This is a genomic window from Pseudoalteromonas shioyasakiensis (genome assembly GCF_001550135.1).
GTDB classification, from domain to species: Bacteria; Pseudomonadota; Gammaproteobacteria; order Enterobacterales; family Alteromonadaceae; genus Pseudoalteromonas; species Pseudoalteromonas shioyasakiensis.
On sequence record NZ_LRUE01000022.1, the window covers coordinates 293,810 to 312,339 of the forward strand.

An 18,530-nucleotide genomic window follows, 5' to 3' on the forward strand; every position below is an offset into this window, starting at 1 on the left:
TCTAAAGCTTTAGGAAAAAAATGGATTCAATTATAGAACAGCTAAATGCTAACCTAAAAATCGTTTACCGTCAGGCACTTGATGCCGATAAAAAATTAGATGACTTACAGCAGCAAGGGCACGGCAAATTCACAGCCTTATTTGCAAAAGATGCTGGCTTTGATTTTGAAGCTAAACGCTTTAAACCTTACGTTCTTGATGTTGCTGCTGATGTAGAAAGCTTAAGCAACGACGGTATGGACGAAGAAAAACTGAAAAAAACCGTTATTAAACTGCAACAGCTATTACAACTGTTAGCGACGTTTAAGTAACGTAGAAGCCTCTATTTCATTTATTGTGAATAGAGGCTAACGCGCGAAATAAATTTCACGCCTACATCAAAGAGCTTTAATTTCACAAAGAGACATAAGAGACGCTGCGCTTAGCAGCTACTAAATTAAGTTACTTTTTTAGTTTATTCTTTCTCTTCTCGTTCACTTCTCTTTGTGCAAAAACATGTTGAACCACAGAGAACACAGAGGCGCTGCGCGCTACACAGAGACAACCAAATTATCACAAAGAGGATAAGAGACGCTTCGCTTCAGAGGTAGAGCCTTTTGGTTTCCTCATTCTTTTCTCATTCACTTCTCTTTGTGCAAATACTTCTCGCGAAATAAATTTCACGCCTACATGTGGGAGCAGCTTTATCCGAGCATTGTTTTCGGCGTTAAAACGCCTCCCACGTTGCAGGTCTTTTACAAGACCCACAAACAACGCAGCTCAACTTAAAACTGACGGCTATCATTCACTCAGGTTTAACGACGGTAATAGCTCATCTTCGAACCAATCAGTAATTAAACGTTTATCGTAATAATAAGCCTCGTCACGACCTATCTTCATACGATCCATGAATCCCATATCTTTGAGTTTTACATCGTTTGCTTCGCTCACGACCTTACCGTTTTTATCGGTAATTGAATAATTTAGGTCGATACGCGGAAAGTAAATTGGTTTGATAATACGTAGCTCATTCATGGTACCAAAACGCACATCACCAGCTAGATCGAGCTCTGTCACCTCAACATTGAAGGTATAACCTTCGGGTAGCTTTTCAGCAAGTTTATTAAAGTGTTTTTCAAAATTCTTTGCCACATTTTTATGAAATGAACCTTTCGGTGAGTTGTTACCAGGTTCTACATCGCGGTAATCGTTAAAGTCATGCCATTTAACTTTTGCTTCTCCTGCGTGAGCAAAAGCGGGTAGTGCAATGACCATTGCTAAGGCAATTTTTTTTACTGTATTCATCTGTTTCTCCACTTAACAGGTATAGCTAATGATTAAATTTTAGCTGCTGACAATTAACTATAGCTTAATATCTAAACACTTAGGTGTAACCAATATGGTGCAAAATGTAATCAAAAACAAGCGATTCATGTTTTTGCTTTATCGCCGTAAATCACAATTAATTCATGTAATTTAGGCCGAAATGTGATGAAATAAGGCTAATTCAACCAGGTATAGTTCATGGATATTTTATGACCATTTTAGTCACCGGCGGAGCCGGATACATCGGTTCTCACACCGTATTAGAGTTATTACAACAAGGCACTGACGTTGTTGTACTCGATAACTTAAGCAATTCATCAAATGAGTCATTGGCTCGCGTAAAAAAAATAACAGGCAAAGACGTCACGTTTTATCAAGGTGATATTTTAGATAGAGCCTGCTTAGACAAAATCTTCAGTGAACACACAATTGATAGTGTTATTCACTTCGCTGGTTTAAAAGCGGTTGGTGAATCGGTTGTAAAACCTATCGAGTATTATCAAAACAACGTACAAGGTACACTGACTCTGGTTGATGCAATGCGTGATGCTGGCGTATTTAAGTTAGTTTTTAGCTCATCAGCAACGGTATACGGTGACCCAGCAAGTTTGCCAATTCGCGAAGACTTCCCAGTTGGTGGCACGACTAACCCGTATGGCACATCAAAGCTTATGGTTGAAATGATGCTGCAAGATATCGCGAAATCAGATGAACGCTTTGCCTTTGTTATCTTACGTTACTTTAACCCAGTCGGCGCACATGAATCTGGCCTTATTGGTGAAGACCCAAATGGTATTCCTAACAACTTATTACCTTATATTTCGCAAGTCGCTGTGGGTAAGCTAGAAAAGCTAGGTGTGTTTGGGGATGACTACGATACTGTAGATGGTACAGGTGTTCGTGACTATATCCATGTCGTCGATTTAGCATTAGGTCACTTAAAAGCGCTGAACCGAATTGCAAGTGATACAGGTGCGCACGTATTTAACCTAGGCACAGGTAATGGTTATTCAGTACTGCAGATGGTTACCGCTTTTGAGAAAGCCAGTGGTCAAGCCGTACCATACCAAATTTCGCCGCGTCGAGCGGGCGATATTGCAGCTTGCTACGCAGCTCCAGAAAAAGCGTTAAAAGAGCTTGGCTGGCAAGCTGAGCGTGGTATCGATGAGATGATGCAAGATACATGGCGCTGGCAAAGCAATAACCCGAACGGTTACAAATAGTCAAAGTCATTATAAGGCCGATGTTCACACATCGGCTTTTTAATTTGATGAGGCTTTCTTAAGCTGCGCAATACCCCAGAAAAGTATTCCTGCCCCCGTGCACGATAAGAAAAAGAATAACCCTAAGCCGACAGGCGATCCCCAAAACAAAATACTGTATAAAACTTCCATCTCTATATCCTTTATTATTATTTGAATTGTAAGTTATATAAGTTTTAGGAATAGCTCGTCAAGTCGCACATCAGCGCATCGCTTGAATGCTCTCAAGCGCTACAGCTAGCTGAGTTTTTAGTTTTTTATAGCGTATATAAACAACCAGCACGATAATGCCATTAATACCAAGCTGGATAAGCCATAGGCTGTATGTTTTAAACATAACCATATTAAACAAGGCAACGATTAGCAAAGCGCACCAAAGCACAACGCAGCCAATAAAACTCACACGCCAGTAATGAACTTGGTGCTTCAGCTGATTCTCTTTAAAATTAAGCATTGCATTGACATCTAGCGTTTCTGCTCGCCAAAGCTTTCGTCTTAAACGGTATGACCAAATTCCAAAACCTAGAGGAATAGGCACTAATAACGCAAACATAATGGTTTCATAGGTGTTTTTTGCCTCAAATAACATGGCGTAAATACAAAATACAGTTACCACAACACCTAAAAATGAGTCGATTAACCCTTTTAGCTTTAACTTAGTTCGCGACTTTTGCGTTTGTGCTATTAACGCTGCACTATCCACTTTCGGCGTTGCTTGCACAAATGCCTGCTGCCACTTAGCTAATTGATCATCTGCTTCGAATTTATCCACGTTATTTACTCCATTAGGCTCGCAAGTTGCTGTCTTGCTCTACTTGCACGCTTAGCAACCGCATCTTCAGACAGCCCCAGTGTTTGAGCTATCTCACTTTGATTAAACCCTTCAAGCTGTAAAGCAAGCACCTGCCTATATTTCAGCGTTAATTTACGAAGGGCAGCCATTAAATCTAAATTGTCGTCTGGTGATTTATGCGCACTTAAGGCTTGGGTGTAATCAATACTTTCAGAGCTTGCCACCTCTTTGCGGTTTTGCTCTTTTATCACATGATCAACCGCTTTATTATGAGCTATTCGGGCAATATAGGTTTTTATGCTGGCATCGCCCCGAAAGGCAACATCGGGTGATGAGTCATTACTTTCAAAAGCGCGCCAAACAGCCAGCGACATCTCTTGAATTAGCTCATCTTGTAGCGCTTGATTGATCTCGTAGGTTGCAGCAACACGCGCCAACAGCGGCGCGTATTCATTCAGCAATGTGTTTATTTGAACATCAGCTTTCACTGTACTTCCATGTTTTTATTATTATTTGAACAAACGATTATAGGCACAAAAGTAGGTACATGCTAATACCGGCCCTACCAACAACATAGGTAAAAGACTATAAGGGGCAGCAAAGGTAACGAGCATATTAATCAAACAAAGCATGCTTAATGGTTTAATCACCTTTAGTGCCGTTGTAATGCCTTCTTTAACAGCTGCACTAAGCGAAGCATTGTTTAAAAGTAACAGAGGTACCACAAACATAAGCAACATATTTACAGGAACAATTGATACAAACATGACCCCTACGCGCCAGCGCTCAACATCAACAAACTGACCTGACAATAAAGCCGATAACTGCTCACTACCAATCAAAGTACTCCCAACAGCAAATTGCACCAGCGCCAGTAAAATACCAACAACTGACCACACGGCAACTCGCCCCCACTTCGTCCATGTTGCATTGTGCTTAAATGAAAAGCCTTGCTGATTATTCAGGTTAAACAACAATGGCCACACCGTTGCCATTAACATAGGCGCTAACCATTTTGATAAAGTTAAACCTGTAGGTGCAGGTAATAGCTGCACTAAACCTGGCACAATAGCGAACAGCGTCATAAGTAAAAAAAGTTTAAACGGTGCTTTTTTAAATAGCCCCCACCCTTCTTTTAACCAAACAGCAGCATCACTAAATGGTGCATTCGTTGAATCAAGTTTTAGCGTATTCACAGTTGATGTTGTAGTCGTCATGAGTTTGTCCTTTTCGTAAAAATAGATACATAAGACACTGCCTATTGCTACCACCAAATAGAACAACTTCGTGTCATTTGCAGCTATAGACGAGACAAACACAGAAAACCTGACAAAATATTTTTAAAAAATTAAAAATAATTTTATTTCATTGAATTTTAAGGATAAAAAGAAATTGAGCGCAGCTATAAAAACAGCTTTAATTTTGGATTTTTACAGTAAGAAAATGGTGGCCCCTCCCAGACTTGAACTGGGGACCTAACGATTATGAGTTGCAAAACAAAGACTTACTACGAGTTACTTTTTGATATAACCATTTACTAATTTTCATAGTTATATCATAGGGTTATTGAACAAAACCCACCTCTGATGCATAAATCATTATGTATTTCAGAACGTTAAATTTTACGTTCAAAGTAGCACAGAGGTAGCACCATATGTCAGACACAAAATTTCGCTTCACAGAATTGTCGCTTGAAAAGATAGAATCAAACGGTAAACGCACTCGCTATTATGACAGTCTATTGTCAGGACTCATTTTAGATGTGAGCGTAGCTGGTAAAAAATCATTTAGAGTTTATAAAAAGATACCAGGGAGAGACACCCCTATTAATGTCACCCTTGGTTACTTTCCATCAATTGCACTCGATGATGCAAGGCGAATGGCTAGAAAGGTAATGGCAGATATAGCTGAGGGTATTAATCCTAATGACCTTAAGCGCCAGTTTAGAGCGGCTTCAGTTACCTTGAAAGAAGCTTTTGATTCATATATCGAATCTAGAGATCTCAAGCCTATAACTGAAAGAGGTTATAAACAAAAAATGGATTGCTATCTACCGGACTGGCATAACAAGCGCTTAGCCGATATTAATCAAACAATGATTTTAAAGCGCCAACGAGAAATCACCTCAAGAAGTCCTGCTCAGGCAAATTATACTATGCGCCTAATGCATGCTTTATTTAACTTTGCTAAAGCTGAATACAAGTCTTCAGAAGGTCGTTCACTATTTCCAGAAAACCCTGTAGATGCTCTATCTGAAAAACGTAGTTGGAATAATATAAAACGTAAAACAAGACGGCTGCGCCGTTCACAGCTAAAACCTTTTGTAGATGCATTATATGAAGTAAGAAATGAAGCTGCTAAATATCGTCAAAATAGTCGTGTCGGTTTTTGTGATTATTTGGAGTTTTTAACCTTTTCAGGCCTAAGAAGGTCTGAGCTACTGCAACTGCCTTGGTCACAAGTACATCTTGAAGATAGGATATTTATTTTAGAAGATACAAAAAATGGCTTGGACGTTGAGTTTCCTATAACGGATCGCTTAGCTGAGATATTTAATCGACGAAAAGAATACAAAGTATCTGACTATGTGTTTGGAACAAAAAGTAAAAAAGGCTACCTCACTGATCCTAAAAAAACGTTAAAACATGTATGCCAAATTGCAGGAGTAGTAATCACTTCGCATGATTTGCGCCGCACATTTACATCAATGGCAGAGAGTAGCGGAGTGTCAGGATACCTCCTGAAACGCCTTCTAAACCATATTACAGATAAAAGTGATGTAACTGCTGGCTATTTAATTTTAACCGCTGAGGAGCTTAAAGAGCCCGCAGAAAAAGTAACAGAAACAATAGCCAAATATGCAGGTTTGATTGAACAAGAGCCTGAAAATAAAATGAGTGAAATGAAAAGTCTGTTAGCAAGCTTAACTAAGGAACAAAAAGTTGAGCTGATGAGCACTTTATTAAGTTAGCTCTAAAAGAAAATACTTCCCCCTGTTAGTTCATCAAAACTAACAGGGTAAGCATCAGTCTAGTTTAGACTCAAGCAGACTTAACCACTCATCAAATAATGGACATCGCTGCCGTATTTTATCAATGCCAATTTGTTCCGCAATGCTTATACCTTCCGTCGTTTTTCTGAATTTTCCGTTTCTTTTCAGATTATCTAACCTCTTAGACGGAGCAGTCTCGCGACTATTATTAATTTGTTCAGGTTCTTCACAAGCTTGCGTAATAGCTATAACCTTTTCAACTTCGATATCTAACGCATTTGCTAAAATCACTTCATCACTAAATAACAAAGCTTCAAATTCATGCATTGCCATAAACGGAATAAAGCGCCTTTGTGGTTGAAGGTCACCATAATTTTGCGAAATCAACTCTGCTGCTGCATCATTTAATTTTTTTGCAATCTCAATATGATTTTCATTATTAATATCAGCTAAACTAGGCCACTCCTTTAAACCATAGTAATCAAAAAATTGAGTTACATATATATCAGGGCGCTGCTTCAAAAAACGACCTATATCTTTTTCGGCTCGGTTAAATTTAACATCCCCTCCCTTTTGACCTGGTTTGGATATCTGAGTCGCTCTGATAAAAATATTTTTATTTGCTAAATAAGGAGCAAGCACTCTCTCTATAAATGCTTGCTCAGTTCGACCTTCAACAATAGCCATCACTTCAATAAAGTTATTCATTCACTGGACCTCCAGTAATGACATTTTTATTCCAAAGCTCACCTAATGAATACTCATCAAGCCAATCTTCATAATCCTCTTCTTTTAAGCGGTTAAAAGTCGACGCACCATCTTTACGATTAGCAACTATGATATCTTCAACAGAAAAGTAATTAATTAATTCTGGTGATTGAGTTGCAACAACTACTTGTGTCCTTTCTGAAGCAGCTTTAACCAACTCAGCCAATATTGCTATCGCAGCAGGATGTAGGCCTAGTTCAGGTTCATCAATAATAATGGTTGCAGGGGGGTTAGGTTGTAATAGAGCTGTTGCTAAACAAATGAACCTTATTGAACCATCTGAAAGGTGATAAGGCTGCATAGGATAATCAGAGCCCTTTTGTAACCACGTTAAATTAACCAGTTCTTTTTCACCTCTTTTGAATGCTTCAAGTAAAAAATCATCAAAAAAAGGTGTGACTAATTTTATTGCATTTACGATATCTCTATATTCACTTGGGAAGTCATTTTTTAGCTTTAACAAAAAAGCCCCAATATTTGATGCATCCTTTCGTAATATTTTATTATCTTGAATTATTTCTTCCCCCCGCATAGGGGCTGTCGAACTAGTGTCATGGAAGTGATAAATTTTCCAAGATGAAATTGCATCGAAAACCGGTTTCGAATATTTTGAATCTGAAGAATTACTTTTAACTTCAGATACCATCCGTGATATCCCCTCTGAACTATCTCCTAGGTTCCACCATCCAGATGCCCCTCCACTATAATAACGAGCTTCATCTTCTATTGCTGCGTTATTGTTTGGTGTTGCTATTAAGTTAAAGCGAAAACCTCGAACACCAAAATTAGTCGAAAACTCAATTTTTTTCGTTACCTTCGGCCCACAAAAAAGTAAGTCACTAGCACCACCATTATCACGAACAAATCGATTCAGGTTACCATCAATCAAGGCACCCAATAATTTAAAAAAAGCAATAAAATTACTCTTACCAGCACCATTGGCACCTACAATTATATTTAAAGCATTCAGTTCAAAGTCTTCTAGTTTCTGTATAGACTTAAAACCTTTGATCGTTACTTTATCTAAAGAGCTTCCCATTGTATTTCTCCCATTAGTAACTCCTTAAATTAACTTGAAATAAGTGACTAAAAAGCTTAAATTTTTGTGTTTTTTTAATTTTAGCAGAGGCAATTCTCTTTATTCAATGATTGAATCTGGAAAAGAGGAAACATTAAAGAGCATATAAGCTTTGAGTGAATTGCACTTTACTGAAATTTGGCTAGTGAAACAAATTCATAGCCTACACTATAGCTAAAGTATCTCATACAAGTATGTGAACTAAACAATCAAAGCGCTTCAGAAAACTTTCAGATGTACGATTTTTATAAACCAGCTGATAATTATCCTTTCAAAAAGTTCACTTATAAAATCACCTTTGACTAAGCTTCAAATCTTTTAAAACTTTGATGTATCTACGTATCTAAACAGTTAGTCATAGACTATTAAATCAATATTGGGTTTATTTCTTTATTTATAAATACGTTTAGTGCTTTCCGTGTTTAGAACATTGAGTATATAGCTATAACAAGGGCTACAGAGGATATAAAAAATCAAAAGTACGAATCAAAAAAGTTAAAGGTACGACAGTTTTCATCAAAAGTACGATACTATTCAAGATCAAAAGTACGATATTATTCAAGATCAAAAGTACGACACTAACCTGTGTTTATCCTTTTCATAAAAAGTTCGGAGTTAAGTTTCGCGAGTTCCATCCTTCCACTTTCAGTATCACGAAAAATAAATAAGCTGTCGCCTTCAACCTTCAATAAGTAATCGAGTATTTTTTCTATTTTTCTAAGCCGCTTTTTTAAATCTGACAATGACGATCTAATACCAATTCTTTCTCGTAAATTATCTAACTTGATAACTTGCTTAGAAGGTCTACCACAGCGCTTCCGGCAGACTTCATAAAGTCTGCGATCAAATGGTTTAGATAATTGAAAGTAATCATCATGTAATGTTAAGACATCATTGTCATCAATCGTCTCGATGAGCCAATCGGGCAATGTTACTTGCCAGCAGCTTAAACCACTACCTTCGATTAACTTAAAGCCTTCGATGAGACCCATATTTTCCAAAAATCTTCGGCCATTAAACTTGTAATCAGTCGTAATTAAAGTTCCTACGAGTCGATATAAAGCCTTTTCAACAAGTTTGTACTCTTTTCCTGATGTTCCTCTCCCTGTAGCCTTTAGGAGATCATAGGTGTTGAAGCGAACCGTGTTACTGAGCTCTAACTTAGCATTTTTTGCAGCCATGATATGGCTCAAGCAATAAATGAGTACTTCTTTATCTTTGATGGTTGCTCGACCCTGGACGCTTGGAACGATTTTTATTGATACACCTTTATATGAGAAATCTAACGTACCTTTAGACTTTCCGTCTAATGCAAACACAGGCCACACCATTGAAAACATATCTGATTTCAAATTGACATGAGTCATTTTGCACTCAAAATACGCCATAACTAGCGTTACTTATTTCTTGGTTGAGAAGCTAACCAGTTGTGAAAGTCTTCAACAGGGAAAAGTAATCGAGCGCCAATTTTAATATGTGGTGGTAATGGGTAATTACCATTGCCTTGTTTGTTCTTAGAGATTTGATTAAAAAGAGCTTGTTTGCTGATAAAAAGTAAGTCGGCTACTTCTTCCGAACGATAAAATACCTTTTCCATTATTATTGACCTCAAAGCGTAAGCGTTGAGCTCAATTATTAGCTCAACACATTATTAATTAGTTGAGCAACAATGGTAATTGAGTGGTCAGAAAGTTGCCCCGAAAAGCTAGGGGAACTTTCGGGGGGTTTTTAATGTTTTAGGGGAAAAGCAACACAACTTAGTAACTATAAAAATTAACCATTTGATTTTTATAGTTATTATCTTTTAAAATGGGGATTGGCTAATAAAAACACCTACAAAAAAATTTGCTTGATAAGCTTTTTAAGTAGGCTTTTGGAGAGGCTCTATGCAATATCACTTACATTTGAAATAAAACAAAACAGCGAAGAAGATCACAAGGCTTAAAATCAAAGCGCAACCAGCGAGTACAGGAGCCATGTTTAAATCCTGCCTTCTTTAATTGCTGCAAAAAGGCTATTTTTTAACTTGTCGTAACGACGAGTGGCTCTAATAGCTAACACCATTAAAATCCACATTTGAAACCATTCGTATATTGTCATAACTGCAATCTCTGCTAATGCTTTGCATTTGAGTATAGAAAAGATCCTTCCCAATTACACAAAGCAATAATCCACTCACTAATATTTTGTTGCTTCTGCTCATTACAACCCATAAAGGGAAAAGTTATTTTTTTGCTTCGAGACTTAAAATGGCTGAAAGGCTCTAATCTAATATCCCAAACCTCACCGGTTTCATTTGTCACGTCGAAAGCAAACGCTTTTTGAGAAATTAGAGCAAAAAAGATTTCCTGCTCTGATTGCACTTCTTTCTCAAATGATAGCCCTAATGGTTCACATTCAGCTTCGATACCAGCCAAGCGGCTCTGAAACTCAACGACTACTGGGATGAATGGCCTTAGCTCAACATTTTTGTATAGATCTAAAAGTAGCATTACATTGCTCCTTAAAATTAGGCATGCCTAATTTTGATCGCTGACCTATTCTTTATGTGATTAGTAATAGGTGTCGTAAAGTTCCCCACGTGATTGTGCATCTTCAGCTTCTTCACGCGACATAAATTCATCATCAGCAATAATATTGCCCATACCATCATTCAATTTATCTAGTTGCTCTTTTTCTTTCGACGACTGCTCATCACTTGTAAATATACTTACCAACAAGTAGATAGTCCCGACTGATACACACACAAATGTTTCAAGCATATTCATTCCTCCAAATTCAAATTACCCACGAAAGCAAAAACTAAGGATTCCTTAGTATCTAGATTCAATTAAAGCTAAGAAACTCTTAGTTTTCAAGCTAAGAACAATAAATAATGAAAACTAATGACGAATCACCATTTCCAAAACGCTTAAAAGAGGCAAGAAAAGCCAAAGGGCTATCGCAAAAACAGTTGGGAATTTTGGCTGGAATGGATCAATTTGCAGCATCAGCAAGAATGAACCAATACGAAAAAGGTGTACATTCTCCAGACTTTAAAACAGTGAAAGCTCTGGCTGATATTTTAGATGTGCCAACTGCGTACCTGTATTGTATTGAAGATGAGCTGGCAAGTGTTATTAGGGAATGGTGCTTATAATACCTTCTCCATGTGTCTTCATCGCAAATAACTATCCCTTATAGAGGTTATTTGAAAGCCCCTATGTTAAGAAGGCCTTTTATCAATTGCTAAGCTTCTCCATAACATCTTGTGTATATAGACAATAGAAGTTTGCTCTATGAGTTTAGGAGTTAAGTTTTGAGTTCTATCATGGCTCCACTTTACAGTGCTTGTCCCATCAACTTTGATACCAACAATGCCTATTTTATATAGCGTATACAAAATATTCTGCCTAACTTGAGTCATGAAAGAGAGAGATGATGGATAGCTCGATTTAACATAGTCATGTGCGCTTTTGACGGCCAAGTCACCTTGCTCTTTAGGGATTTCTATTAAGCCCAAAATAACTTGCTCTAATTCTTCATCTAAAATGCTAGAAACTTTAAATTTACTATTTTTATGATGTAATAGTTCAATATATTTTTCTAACAATTGGTGCTCTGTTCGCCATTCAAATTTAAGTGACTCCAAACGCCCTTGAGAATAAGCTAATTCTGCTTGCTTAATCATTGAACCTGTAATTTCAGTTTTTCCTTGTGCTTCAATAAGACACTCATTAACAAATATAATAGCATCTCTTGGCCTCATCAATGTCCTATCTAAAATATAATCAAGAGGTGTAACCTTATCTATTTTATTCGGGAAGATATCTTCAAAAAAAACTTCACTATTAGTGTATTTGTTCTTTAGTAATTGATTAATCCTCATATCTAACAGGCTTTTGAGCTGAGGACGACTCCATCCCATTTTTAAATAAAAACTATTGTACTTCTCCGGTTGAAAGCCTGAATCTTTAGTCTTATCCAGCACTCGATGAAGTAAGTCTGTTCTAAGAGTAATAACTATTTTTACTGGTTTTATTGCTCTAAACTTTTTAATTGTTTCAATTAAAGCCTTGATTAACTTATATCTAAGCTCATCATCTACCCAGTTTTCATCAAGTCTATCTATAACAATAAATGTTTTTTGCTTTCGGTCATTAAAAATATCATCAGCAAGAATATTTACCAATTTTGCTAGTTTTTCAATTTGGACAGTATTTACAACTTTTTTTCCATAGTGGATTACTTCTGACTTAACCTCTTCTGTCATTGCCCCTCCTGCACCTCCAGTGATTTTTACACCTGGTACATTTGAAGAAATCGAAGATTTTAGGCTTGCTTCAAGCTTTTCCGTTAATTCTTTGATTCTGGTTTCAGTATCGACCCAAAATTTGTCCCCCCACTCTTCAATATACTTTAAGGCTTGTTGTTTTTTATAATTACCTGACAGTAGGTTGGTTATTAAATCAATGAAGTTGGTTTTTGCTTGAATGGAGTCAATGTTATATTTATATTTGATAAGCTCAACTGCGAAAGTATGCTGCCAAAGCAAATTATAAAAAATATCTAAATTTACACCTAAACCCTCAAAAAAATTTAAGACTGTAGAATTTGAAATATGTCTTAACGCTAAAGATTCAGGTTCAATCCTAATAACATTTTCAGAGCTACTTTCCAGTTGCTCCAAAAGAGCACTCTTTCCAATGCCTGTTCGACCTAAAACAATTGATTGCGGGGCTTCTGTATTTTCTATAACTTCAAAGTCACCAATATCAACAAAACAATCAGCTAAGAAGTTTAAATCGTTTTCTGCATCTGCCTCACCAATAGACATATGCTTCTTAAATACAAAATCTTGTTTAGGACTTTTCGCCATTCTATTTCCATATAAATCTAAGAATCTTCAACCTATATACTTTCACATGTTGGGTAAAACTTAAACTGTGTTGATTAAAATAGCTTTAAGATTTGAATTTTTAAAATGAGGCATCATGAGCAATTGCCTCCTCTTTTCTGGGCTTCGCCCATACCCCGCTATGTAGAAGCCTAAAACAGGCTTGCACATAGCGGGGTATGGGCTCTTGAGCATCTTACACGCAGGTTTTTATTTGCAGATTGAAATATTAATTAAAGCTGCTAATCTAAATATTAATCAAGCCCTACGGGCAAGAAAAAAACAGGCGCTTTCCTGCTGCCTTCAACACGTTGTTACATTCTCTGTAACCCCCACTTCAGAAGCTTTCAGCTTCATTATAAAACCAAGTCTTTTGATTTTTAGGCGCGATCAGTCCGAGCCTTACGCATGCGTAAAACAGGGGCGAATAGGCATTAGCCGCTGAGCTTAATCAGCCAGTTTTTCTTACAATCACATCGGAGAATAACTATGACCTTTAATGCTAAAGCAGAAGCACAGCGCCTAAAAAATGAGAAAAAATTGATCAGTAAAAAACGATTTAAGTCATCCAAGCTAGATAAACATAAACAACGACTTTTAGCTCTTTACGAAGAAGGTACGAATATAGCCAACCTACAAAGATGGCTCTTGCGTAAAGGAGTGAGAGCACATTGGACAACTGTAAAACGGTGGGTTGATAAAAATGCCTAAGTTCGCAAAACCAGAAACGCAAGCGGAAAAGCTAGCTAAAAACTTATTTAAGCACAAAATTATTAAGTCTTTAGGTACTGCTCGAAGTTATAAAACTGCACTTATAAAAATAGCTCGGTGGTCAAAGGATATTGGCATCAATGGTGTGCAAGGGATGAGCACTCAAGATGCTTATAAATACCTTGATTACCGCAGTGAGTTTGCAGGCCAAAAAACACTGGATATGGAACGGCAAGCAATCCAAGCTATGTTTAAACTCAACGGCAAACTTGGCCCTAAAGAAACGCTGACCGTAATAAAATCCGAAAAAGAGATAATCGAAAAGTCTCGCGCCTACACTCCAGCCCAAGCCCATGCAATTAGTGAACATCAAACTAGAAAATATAATTTATCAACACAAATAGCCTACGCAGCAGGATTAAGAGCCCATGAGCTTTTAACAATTGCAAAAGTATCAGAGCGTAAAGCAGATAACCGTCCAGCGCTAGACAGTAAATGGCTTGGTCGAGAAGGTCGTATTTATACAGTAAAAGGCAAAGGCGGCCTAATCCGTGATGTACTAATACCTAACACTTTAGCTAACCAGCTAGAACAAAGGCGCTTAGCGCAGCCCATAACGGTTCGTGATAGGGAAATTAACTATTTGCAACGTTATGATATTGGAGGTGGTCATAAATGGTCATGCTCATTCTCGAAAGCATCTAGCCGCACACTCTTTTTTTCTAATGGCGGGCATGGCCTTAGGCATAGCTATGCGCAAGAGAGAATGACTGAGCTAAAAAGCTTAGGTTTAAGTAGAGCAACTGCTCTCGAAACGGTATCGCAAGAGCTAGGCCATTTCAGGGCTGAAATAACTGAGGTTTATTTAAAGTAGCTCTTATTTGTTTAGTAATTCTATAAACTTTAAAGTTATGTTCGTAAATTTATATCTTTCTATTAACTAATTGGTACTGTAAGTTAATGCTACTGAACAAGGATATTCAAATGAGCGATAGACACATTGAGGGAGCATCTGTTGATGATATTCTTCTAAATACTTTTGATTTATTACTGAAGAAGGGCTCTAAATATACCGCCACCAAGGGTGACTTTATCGAGTATGATAGTTGCTTAATCACATTAACTAACCCTGTAGCAAGATTAAGTAGAACAGACATAAAACAAACAATTTATAGTTGCTTGGGAGAGTTTTTTTGGTACCTTTCTGGCTCTGATGCTTTAGACTTTATATCTTATTACTTGAAAGATTACGCTAAATTTGCAGAAGATGATGGCCATGTCCATGGTGCTTACGGTAAAAGAATATTTGATTTTGATGGGAAGTTTAATCAATACGAACAAGTTCTACAATGCCTCAAAAGTAAGCCAACAACTAGACAAGCTGTAATCCAATTATTTGGTGCGCATGATACAGCAGACACTTATAAAGATATCCCTTGTACCCTTAGCTGGCAATTCATGATCAGAAATGGAAAACTCAACATGTATGTAAATATGAGGTCCAATGATGCCTATAAAGGGTTACCTCACGATATATTTGTATTTACTATGCTACAAGAAATTATCTCTATTGAGTTAGGTGTTGAAATAGGCCTATACCATCATTATGTTGGTAGTCTTCATATCTATGAAGAGAATTTAGAGGATGTTAATCGTTTCATTGAAAAAGGCTGGGCTGCCGAGGCTCCTATAATGTCAATAATGCCAAAGGTACAAGACTTCTTGCCGATAAAAGGTGAAATATTGAGACTAGAAGAAAAAATAAGACAAGGCAGTACTAGTTTCACAGAAATATTTACTTCTTCAGTACCAAGTTATTGGATTGACATACTGCTATTACTATACTCTTTCAGAAAAAAAAGAGAGCTTCAAAATGATGAAATTAGCTTTGACCAATATATAACCTCTCTAGAGGCTGTAAAAGATAAGTTTGAATGCAAAAATTATGTAAATATCCTAGAAAATAAAATTATCGAGGCAAAATATAAAGGGAGTTATTGAAATTGTTATTAAGATCACATCAATCTAGTGCAGTTGAGCAACTGCATAATAAATTACTAAACTATAACGCTAACGAAGAAAATATTTCAATAATTGAATCAGATGACATCGCTCGCACATTAGTACTGCAACTTATCGATAGCATTAGAAGAGTTGACTATATTGAAGCATTAAAGAAGAGATCCATTTCAAAAAGCCGCTTAGATCCTCTTAATTCTGCTTTTGACCCACTTAGAGCTGCAATTTATTACTTTAATAATGATGAGATTGATGAAGCGGCGTGGCTAGTTTTCTTGTTTACCCACTTCGGTAAAAACCCAGATTCAGGATTTAGGCTATGTGCCGATATTTATGGAGCTTATGGAGAAAGAGACATATGGTCATGGAATGAGATAAGTTCAAACCCTATGGCTTTTGAACAGTGGTACAAGTCATGTTATCCAAAGATGATATCTGATGGTGTAGTCAGAAAGTTTGGGAATCACAGAAAATATGAATCTTTAAAACCAAATGCGGCAAGATCACTAGCTAGAGTTTTCAACTCATATGTTTCTTGGGTTGGTAGCAGTCATTACGCGAAATTTGATGAAGCAAAGCACCTTGCTAATAAAGTAGAAATAGATTTTTTTGAATTTCTTTATCGGTCAGTGCAATCAGTATCATCAATAGGTAGAACAGGTGCTTTTGACTACCTAACTATGCTCTCAAAAATAGGAATCATAGACGCCGTACCTAAAAAGTTATACCTACAAGGTTCAACTGGTCCAATCCAAGGAACTAGGCTTCTTTACGGGGTTAATCAAACTATGAATTGGAAAAATGAAGTCTTCGAAGAAAAGCTTTCTGAACTCGGAGACGCTTTAGAGCTAGGTAAATTTAAAATGCAAATCCTCGAAGATGCTCTGTGTAATTGGCAAAAAAACACCTCATCTTATAAATATTTTAGGGGTTAAATTAACCCCATTTGTATTTAGTTTTCAATTTGTTTAAATGAGAATGAGGTATAAGTCCTTTATGCTGTAGTTGGCCAACCAGAATTCCAGCCGAAACTTCTAGCTGTCTAGCTAAACGCATAATTTTTGCATAATCTTTAACTCTTAGACTAAAAAGATAAGGTTGATACTCCCTTGGAACCAATGTTGACATTGCAAAATCATTAGCTTCCTCTTCGAACATTTCTGGTTCAGAATCGTTTCTTATCCCTTCAATGAAGACCTGAGTTTTACTATGTAAAATTACATGACCTAACTCATGGAATAGGGTGAACCAAAAATGATCATCACTAAGATATCTAAAGCTTAATGCAACGATAGGAGTGCCCTCTTTAAAAAAAGTTGCACCGCTCGCTTTACACCCCTTTATTGGCTTTACAACCGCAAGCTTCACACCACAGTCATTCAGAATTGACTTCAACTGAGGTAAAAATATTTTTGGTTCAGTGATTCTAGATAGAGGTTTAATGTTACTCAAATTCGCTAATAATAGTTCTTTATTGAGCTTTTTAGGCTTTTGGTCTGCGCTATAGATATCAGCTAACCTGAGCCATGTAGTAACAGCTAAAGGTTTTGAGTCAAATGAGTTTGATGTTCTAAAAGCAACTTTCTCCATTTGCGATTGGTACAGGCTCTCCCACTCATCAATAGCTTTGGATTCAAAAAAATCTAAACACTGTGCCACTTTATATGGTTTAGATGAGTTCTTAATAAGGAATCCTCTGTTAACTAAATCAGAAACAGGCAATTCATTGAACCAACTTTCACACTCACTCGCCTGATGCTTTAGTGACTGGAAATAGTTCTTTTCCCTATTTATCCAAAAAGACTTAGATACCCCAAAAACTCCCTCAAGTCTCTCAGCTATATCAGATGTTAATTTTGAAAAGCCTTTTAGAAGGTTCTTAAAATCATCTGAATCTAAGTCTAATTGATTCATTAGCTCTTCATTGGAAAAGTCATTTTTCTTAGCTAAACTTTGGATTGTTACACCTGGTGGGGAGCACCAGTTAGGCTGAAAATTTTGCATTTTGCACTCCATTGTCCAAAATTTCGACTAATTTTAAATGGGTAACATAATCCCAATTTATATTTTTCCCATCATTATGAACATAGCTGTTGTTTGAAACAAAAGCCAACTCAATTGTATCAGTAATTTTAATGATAAGACGCTCTGGGGACATATGATTTTGAATACAATAAGGAAAAGATAATAGGTTCTTTAAATCTAAAAAAGAACAACAAGCTTTGATATCTTCAAGAAGAGACATCAATACATCAGCAAAATCCCCAACCATTTCTTTTAATTTTAAATACTGGCTACATGAATCCCTGAGTTCCTTTGAGCTGAAAGCTATTTCCACTATGACCTTGTAATCTTTTCCCTAATTATGTCGTTATAATACTCGTTTTGTATCTTTTTTGTCTAGGGCAGATAATTTCAAACAAAGACCTTAAAACAGCTAAAAGCCTATTCCATTTTAAGACTTCAATGATTAAGTAGCTGCAACATCCCCACTATTTACAATAATGCGCCAACTAATCACTATAAGTCATAAAAATTACAAGGCCACATTGAGTTGTTATAATAAAAAGTAGCACAGAGGTAGCACAGGGTAATTTCTGTTAGTAGGTGTTTACTTGGAAAGCTTGTAAAAATGGTGGCCCCTCCCAGACTTGAACTGGGGACCTAACGATTATGAGTCGTGTGCTCTAACCAACTGAGCTAAGGGGCCATTGTATTAGCGAAAG

21 protein-coding genes and 1 tRNA gene are annotated in these 18,530 nt (G+C 36.9%); 8 read left to right on the forward strand and 14 right to left on the reverse strand.

Annotated elements, in window-relative coordinates:
* The first annotated feature begins 20 nt into the window (after positions 1–20).
* Positions 21–311 (forward strand): hypothetical protein, encoded by a 291-nt coding sequence (locus PASHI_RS17905; RefSeq protein ID WP_054561134.1) that lies wholly within the window; start codon positions 21–23, stop codon positions 309–311.
* Positions 312–780: 469 nt separating this feature from the next.
* Here PASHI_RS17905 and PASHI_RS17910 read toward each other — a convergent pair whose 3' ends face one another.
* Positions 781–1,284, reverse strand: a complete 504-nt coding sequence (locus PASHI_RS17910; protein WP_062566550.1) for a DUF3016 domain-containing protein — start codon at positions 1,282–1,284, stop codon at positions 781–783.
* A 230-nt stretch (positions 1,285–1,514) separates the two neighbouring features.
* Between PASHI_RS17910 and galE the strand changes: the two genes are divergently transcribed.
* A complete protein-coding gene (galE, locus tag PASHI_RS17915; protein WP_062566551.1) occupies positions 1,515–2,528 on the forward strand; it encodes a UDP-glucose 4-epimerase GalE in 1,014 nt (337 codons plus the stop codon).
* A gap of 241 nt (positions 2,529–2,769) precedes the next feature.
* On the opposite strand, the gene PASHI_RS17920 is transcribed toward galE, so the two are convergent.
* From PASHI_RS17920 to PASHI_RS17930, 3 genes are read right to left on the reverse strand one after another with little or no spacing between them, the layout of a single operon-like run.
* Positions 2,770–3,339: a hypothetical protein gene (locus PASHI_RS17920; RefSeq protein ID WP_062566552.1), complete on the reverse strand. Its 570-nt coding sequence runs from the start codon at positions 3,337–3,339 to the stop codon at positions 2,770–2,772.
* A 5-nt stretch (positions 3,340–3,344) separates the two neighbouring features.
* The gene (locus tag PASHI_RS17925; RefSeq protein ID WP_062566553.1) at positions 3,345–3,848 is read right to left on the reverse strand and encodes an RNA polymerase sigma factor; all 504 of its coding nucleotides are present in this window, start codon (positions 3,846–3,848) and stop codon (positions 3,345–3,347) included.
* A gap of 21 nt (positions 3,849–3,869) precedes the next feature.
* Positions 3,870–4,577 carry a hypothetical protein gene (locus tag PASHI_RS17930; protein WP_062566554.1) on the reverse strand — a complete coding sequence of 236 codons (708 nt, stop codon included), beginning with the start codon at positions 4,575–4,577 and terminating at the stop codon, positions 3,870–3,872.
* A 437-nt stretch (positions 4,578–5,014) separates the two neighbouring features.
* Between PASHI_RS17930 and PASHI_RS17935 the strand changes: the two genes are divergently transcribed.
* Positions 5,015–6,331, forward strand: coding sequence for a tyrosine-type recombinase/integrase (locus tag PASHI_RS17935; protein WP_062566555.1), 1,317 nt, complete (start codon positions 5,015–5,017; stop codon positions 6,329–6,331).
* A 54-nt stretch (positions 6,332–6,385) separates the two neighbouring features.
* On the opposite strand, the gene PASHI_RS17940 is transcribed toward PASHI_RS17935, so the two are convergent.
* From PASHI_RS17940 to PASHI_RS17965, 6 genes are all read right to left on the reverse strand, one after another.
* Positions 6,386–7,060 (reverse strand): DUF4276 family protein, encoded by a 675-nt coding sequence (locus tag PASHI_RS17940; RefSeq protein WP_062566556.1) that lies wholly within the window; start codon positions 7,058–7,060, stop codon positions 6,386–6,388.
* Positions 7,053–8,159 carry an AAA family ATPase gene (locus PASHI_RS17945; RefSeq protein WP_062566557.1) on the reverse strand — a complete coding sequence of 369 codons (1,107 nt, stop codon included), beginning with the start codon at positions 8,157–8,159 and terminating at the stop codon, positions 7,053–7,055. Before PASHI_RS17945 ends, PASHI_RS17940 begins: the two co-directional genes overlap by 8 nt.
* Positions 8,160–8,776: 617 nt before the next feature.
* A complete protein-coding gene (locus PASHI_RS17950; RefSeq protein ID WP_062566558.1) occupies positions 8,777–9,586 on the reverse strand; it encodes a replication initiator protein A in 810 nt (269 codons plus the stop codon).
* An 8-nt stretch (positions 9,587–9,594) separates the two neighbouring features.
* Entirely contained in the window at positions 9,595–9,795 is a 201-nt protein-coding gene (locus tag PASHI_RS17955) for a helix-turn-helix transcriptional regulator (protein ID WP_062566559.1), read from the reverse strand.
* 517 nt (positions 9,796–10,312) lie between these two features.
* The gene (locus PASHI_RS17960; protein WP_062566560.1) at positions 10,313–10,690 is read right to left on the reverse strand and encodes a hypothetical protein; all 378 of its coding nucleotides are present in this window, start codon (positions 10,688–10,690) and stop codon (positions 10,313–10,315) included.
* Positions 10,691–10,750: 60 nt separating this feature from the next.
* Entirely contained in the window at positions 10,751–10,960 is a 210-nt protein-coding gene (locus PASHI_RS17965; RefSeq protein WP_062566561.1) for a hypothetical protein, read from the reverse strand.
* Between the two features lie 113 nt (positions 10,961–11,073).
* Here PASHI_RS17965 and PASHI_RS17970 point away from each other — a divergent pair, with 113 nt between their 5' ends.
* Entirely contained in the window at positions 11,074–11,337 is a 264-nt protein-coding gene (locus PASHI_RS17970) for a helix-turn-helix domain-containing protein (protein WP_062566562.1), read from the forward strand.
* A gap of 66 nt (positions 11,338–11,403) precedes the next feature.
* On the opposite strand, the gene PASHI_RS17975 is transcribed toward PASHI_RS17970, so the two are convergent.
* Entirely contained in the window at positions 11,404–13,056 is a 1,653-nt protein-coding gene (locus PASHI_RS17975; RefSeq protein ID WP_062566563.1) for a P-loop ATPase, Sll1717 family, read from the reverse strand.
* A gap of 507 nt (positions 13,057–13,563) precedes the next feature.
* Between PASHI_RS17975 and PASHI_RS17980 the strand changes: the two genes are divergently transcribed.
* The 4 genes from PASHI_RS17980 to PASHI_RS17995 all read left to right on the forward strand — a co-directional run bounded on the left by PASHI_RS17980 (position 13,564) and on the right by PASHI_RS17995 (position 16,739).
* Positions 13,564–13,785 carry a hypothetical protein gene (locus tag PASHI_RS17980; protein ID WP_062566564.1) on the forward strand — a complete coding sequence of 74 codons (222 nt, stop codon included), beginning with the start codon at positions 13,564–13,566 and terminating at the stop codon, positions 13,783–13,785.
* On the forward strand, positions 13,778–14,659 hold the full coding sequence (locus PASHI_RS17985; protein WP_062566565.1) for a site-specific integrase: 882 nt from the start codon (positions 13,778–13,780) through the stop codon (positions 14,657–14,659). The genes PASHI_RS17980 and PASHI_RS17985 overlap by 8 nt, the downstream gene beginning before the upstream one ends.
* Positions 14,660–14,769: 110 nt before the next feature.
* A complete protein-coding gene (locus PASHI_RS17990; protein ID WP_062566566.1) occupies positions 14,770–15,786 on the forward strand; it encodes a thymidylate synthase in 1,017 nt (338 codons plus the stop codon).
* Entirely contained in the window at positions 15,783–16,739 is a 957-nt protein-coding gene (locus tag PASHI_RS17995; RefSeq protein ID WP_062566567.1) for an alpha-glutamyl/putrescinyl thymine pyrophosphorylase clade 3 protein, read from the forward strand. Before PASHI_RS17990 ends, PASHI_RS17995 begins: the two co-directional genes overlap by 4 nt.
* Position 16,740: 1 nt before the next feature.
* On the opposite strand, the gene PASHI_RS18000 is transcribed toward PASHI_RS17995, so the two are convergent.
* The 3 genes from PASHI_RS18000 to PASHI_RS18010 all read right to left on the reverse strand — a co-directional run bounded on the left by PASHI_RS18000 (position 16,741) and on the right by PASHI_RS18010 (position 18,514).
* Positions 16,741–17,808: an ImmA/IrrE family metallo-endopeptidase gene (locus PASHI_RS18000; RefSeq protein WP_062566568.1), complete on the reverse strand. Its 1,068-nt coding sequence runs from the start codon at positions 17,806–17,808 to the stop codon at positions 16,741–16,743.
* On the reverse strand, positions 17,789–18,142 hold the full coding sequence (locus PASHI_RS18005) for a hypothetical protein (RefSeq protein ID WP_062566569.1): 354 nt from the start codon (positions 18,140–18,142) through the stop codon (positions 17,789–17,791). Before PASHI_RS18005 ends, PASHI_RS18000 begins: the two co-directional genes overlap by 20 nt.
* Before the next feature lie 295 nt (positions 18,143–18,437).
* Positions 18,438–18,514 (reverse strand) — tRNA-Ile (locus tag PASHI_RS18010).
* Positions 18,515–18,530 lie beyond the last annotated feature (16 nt).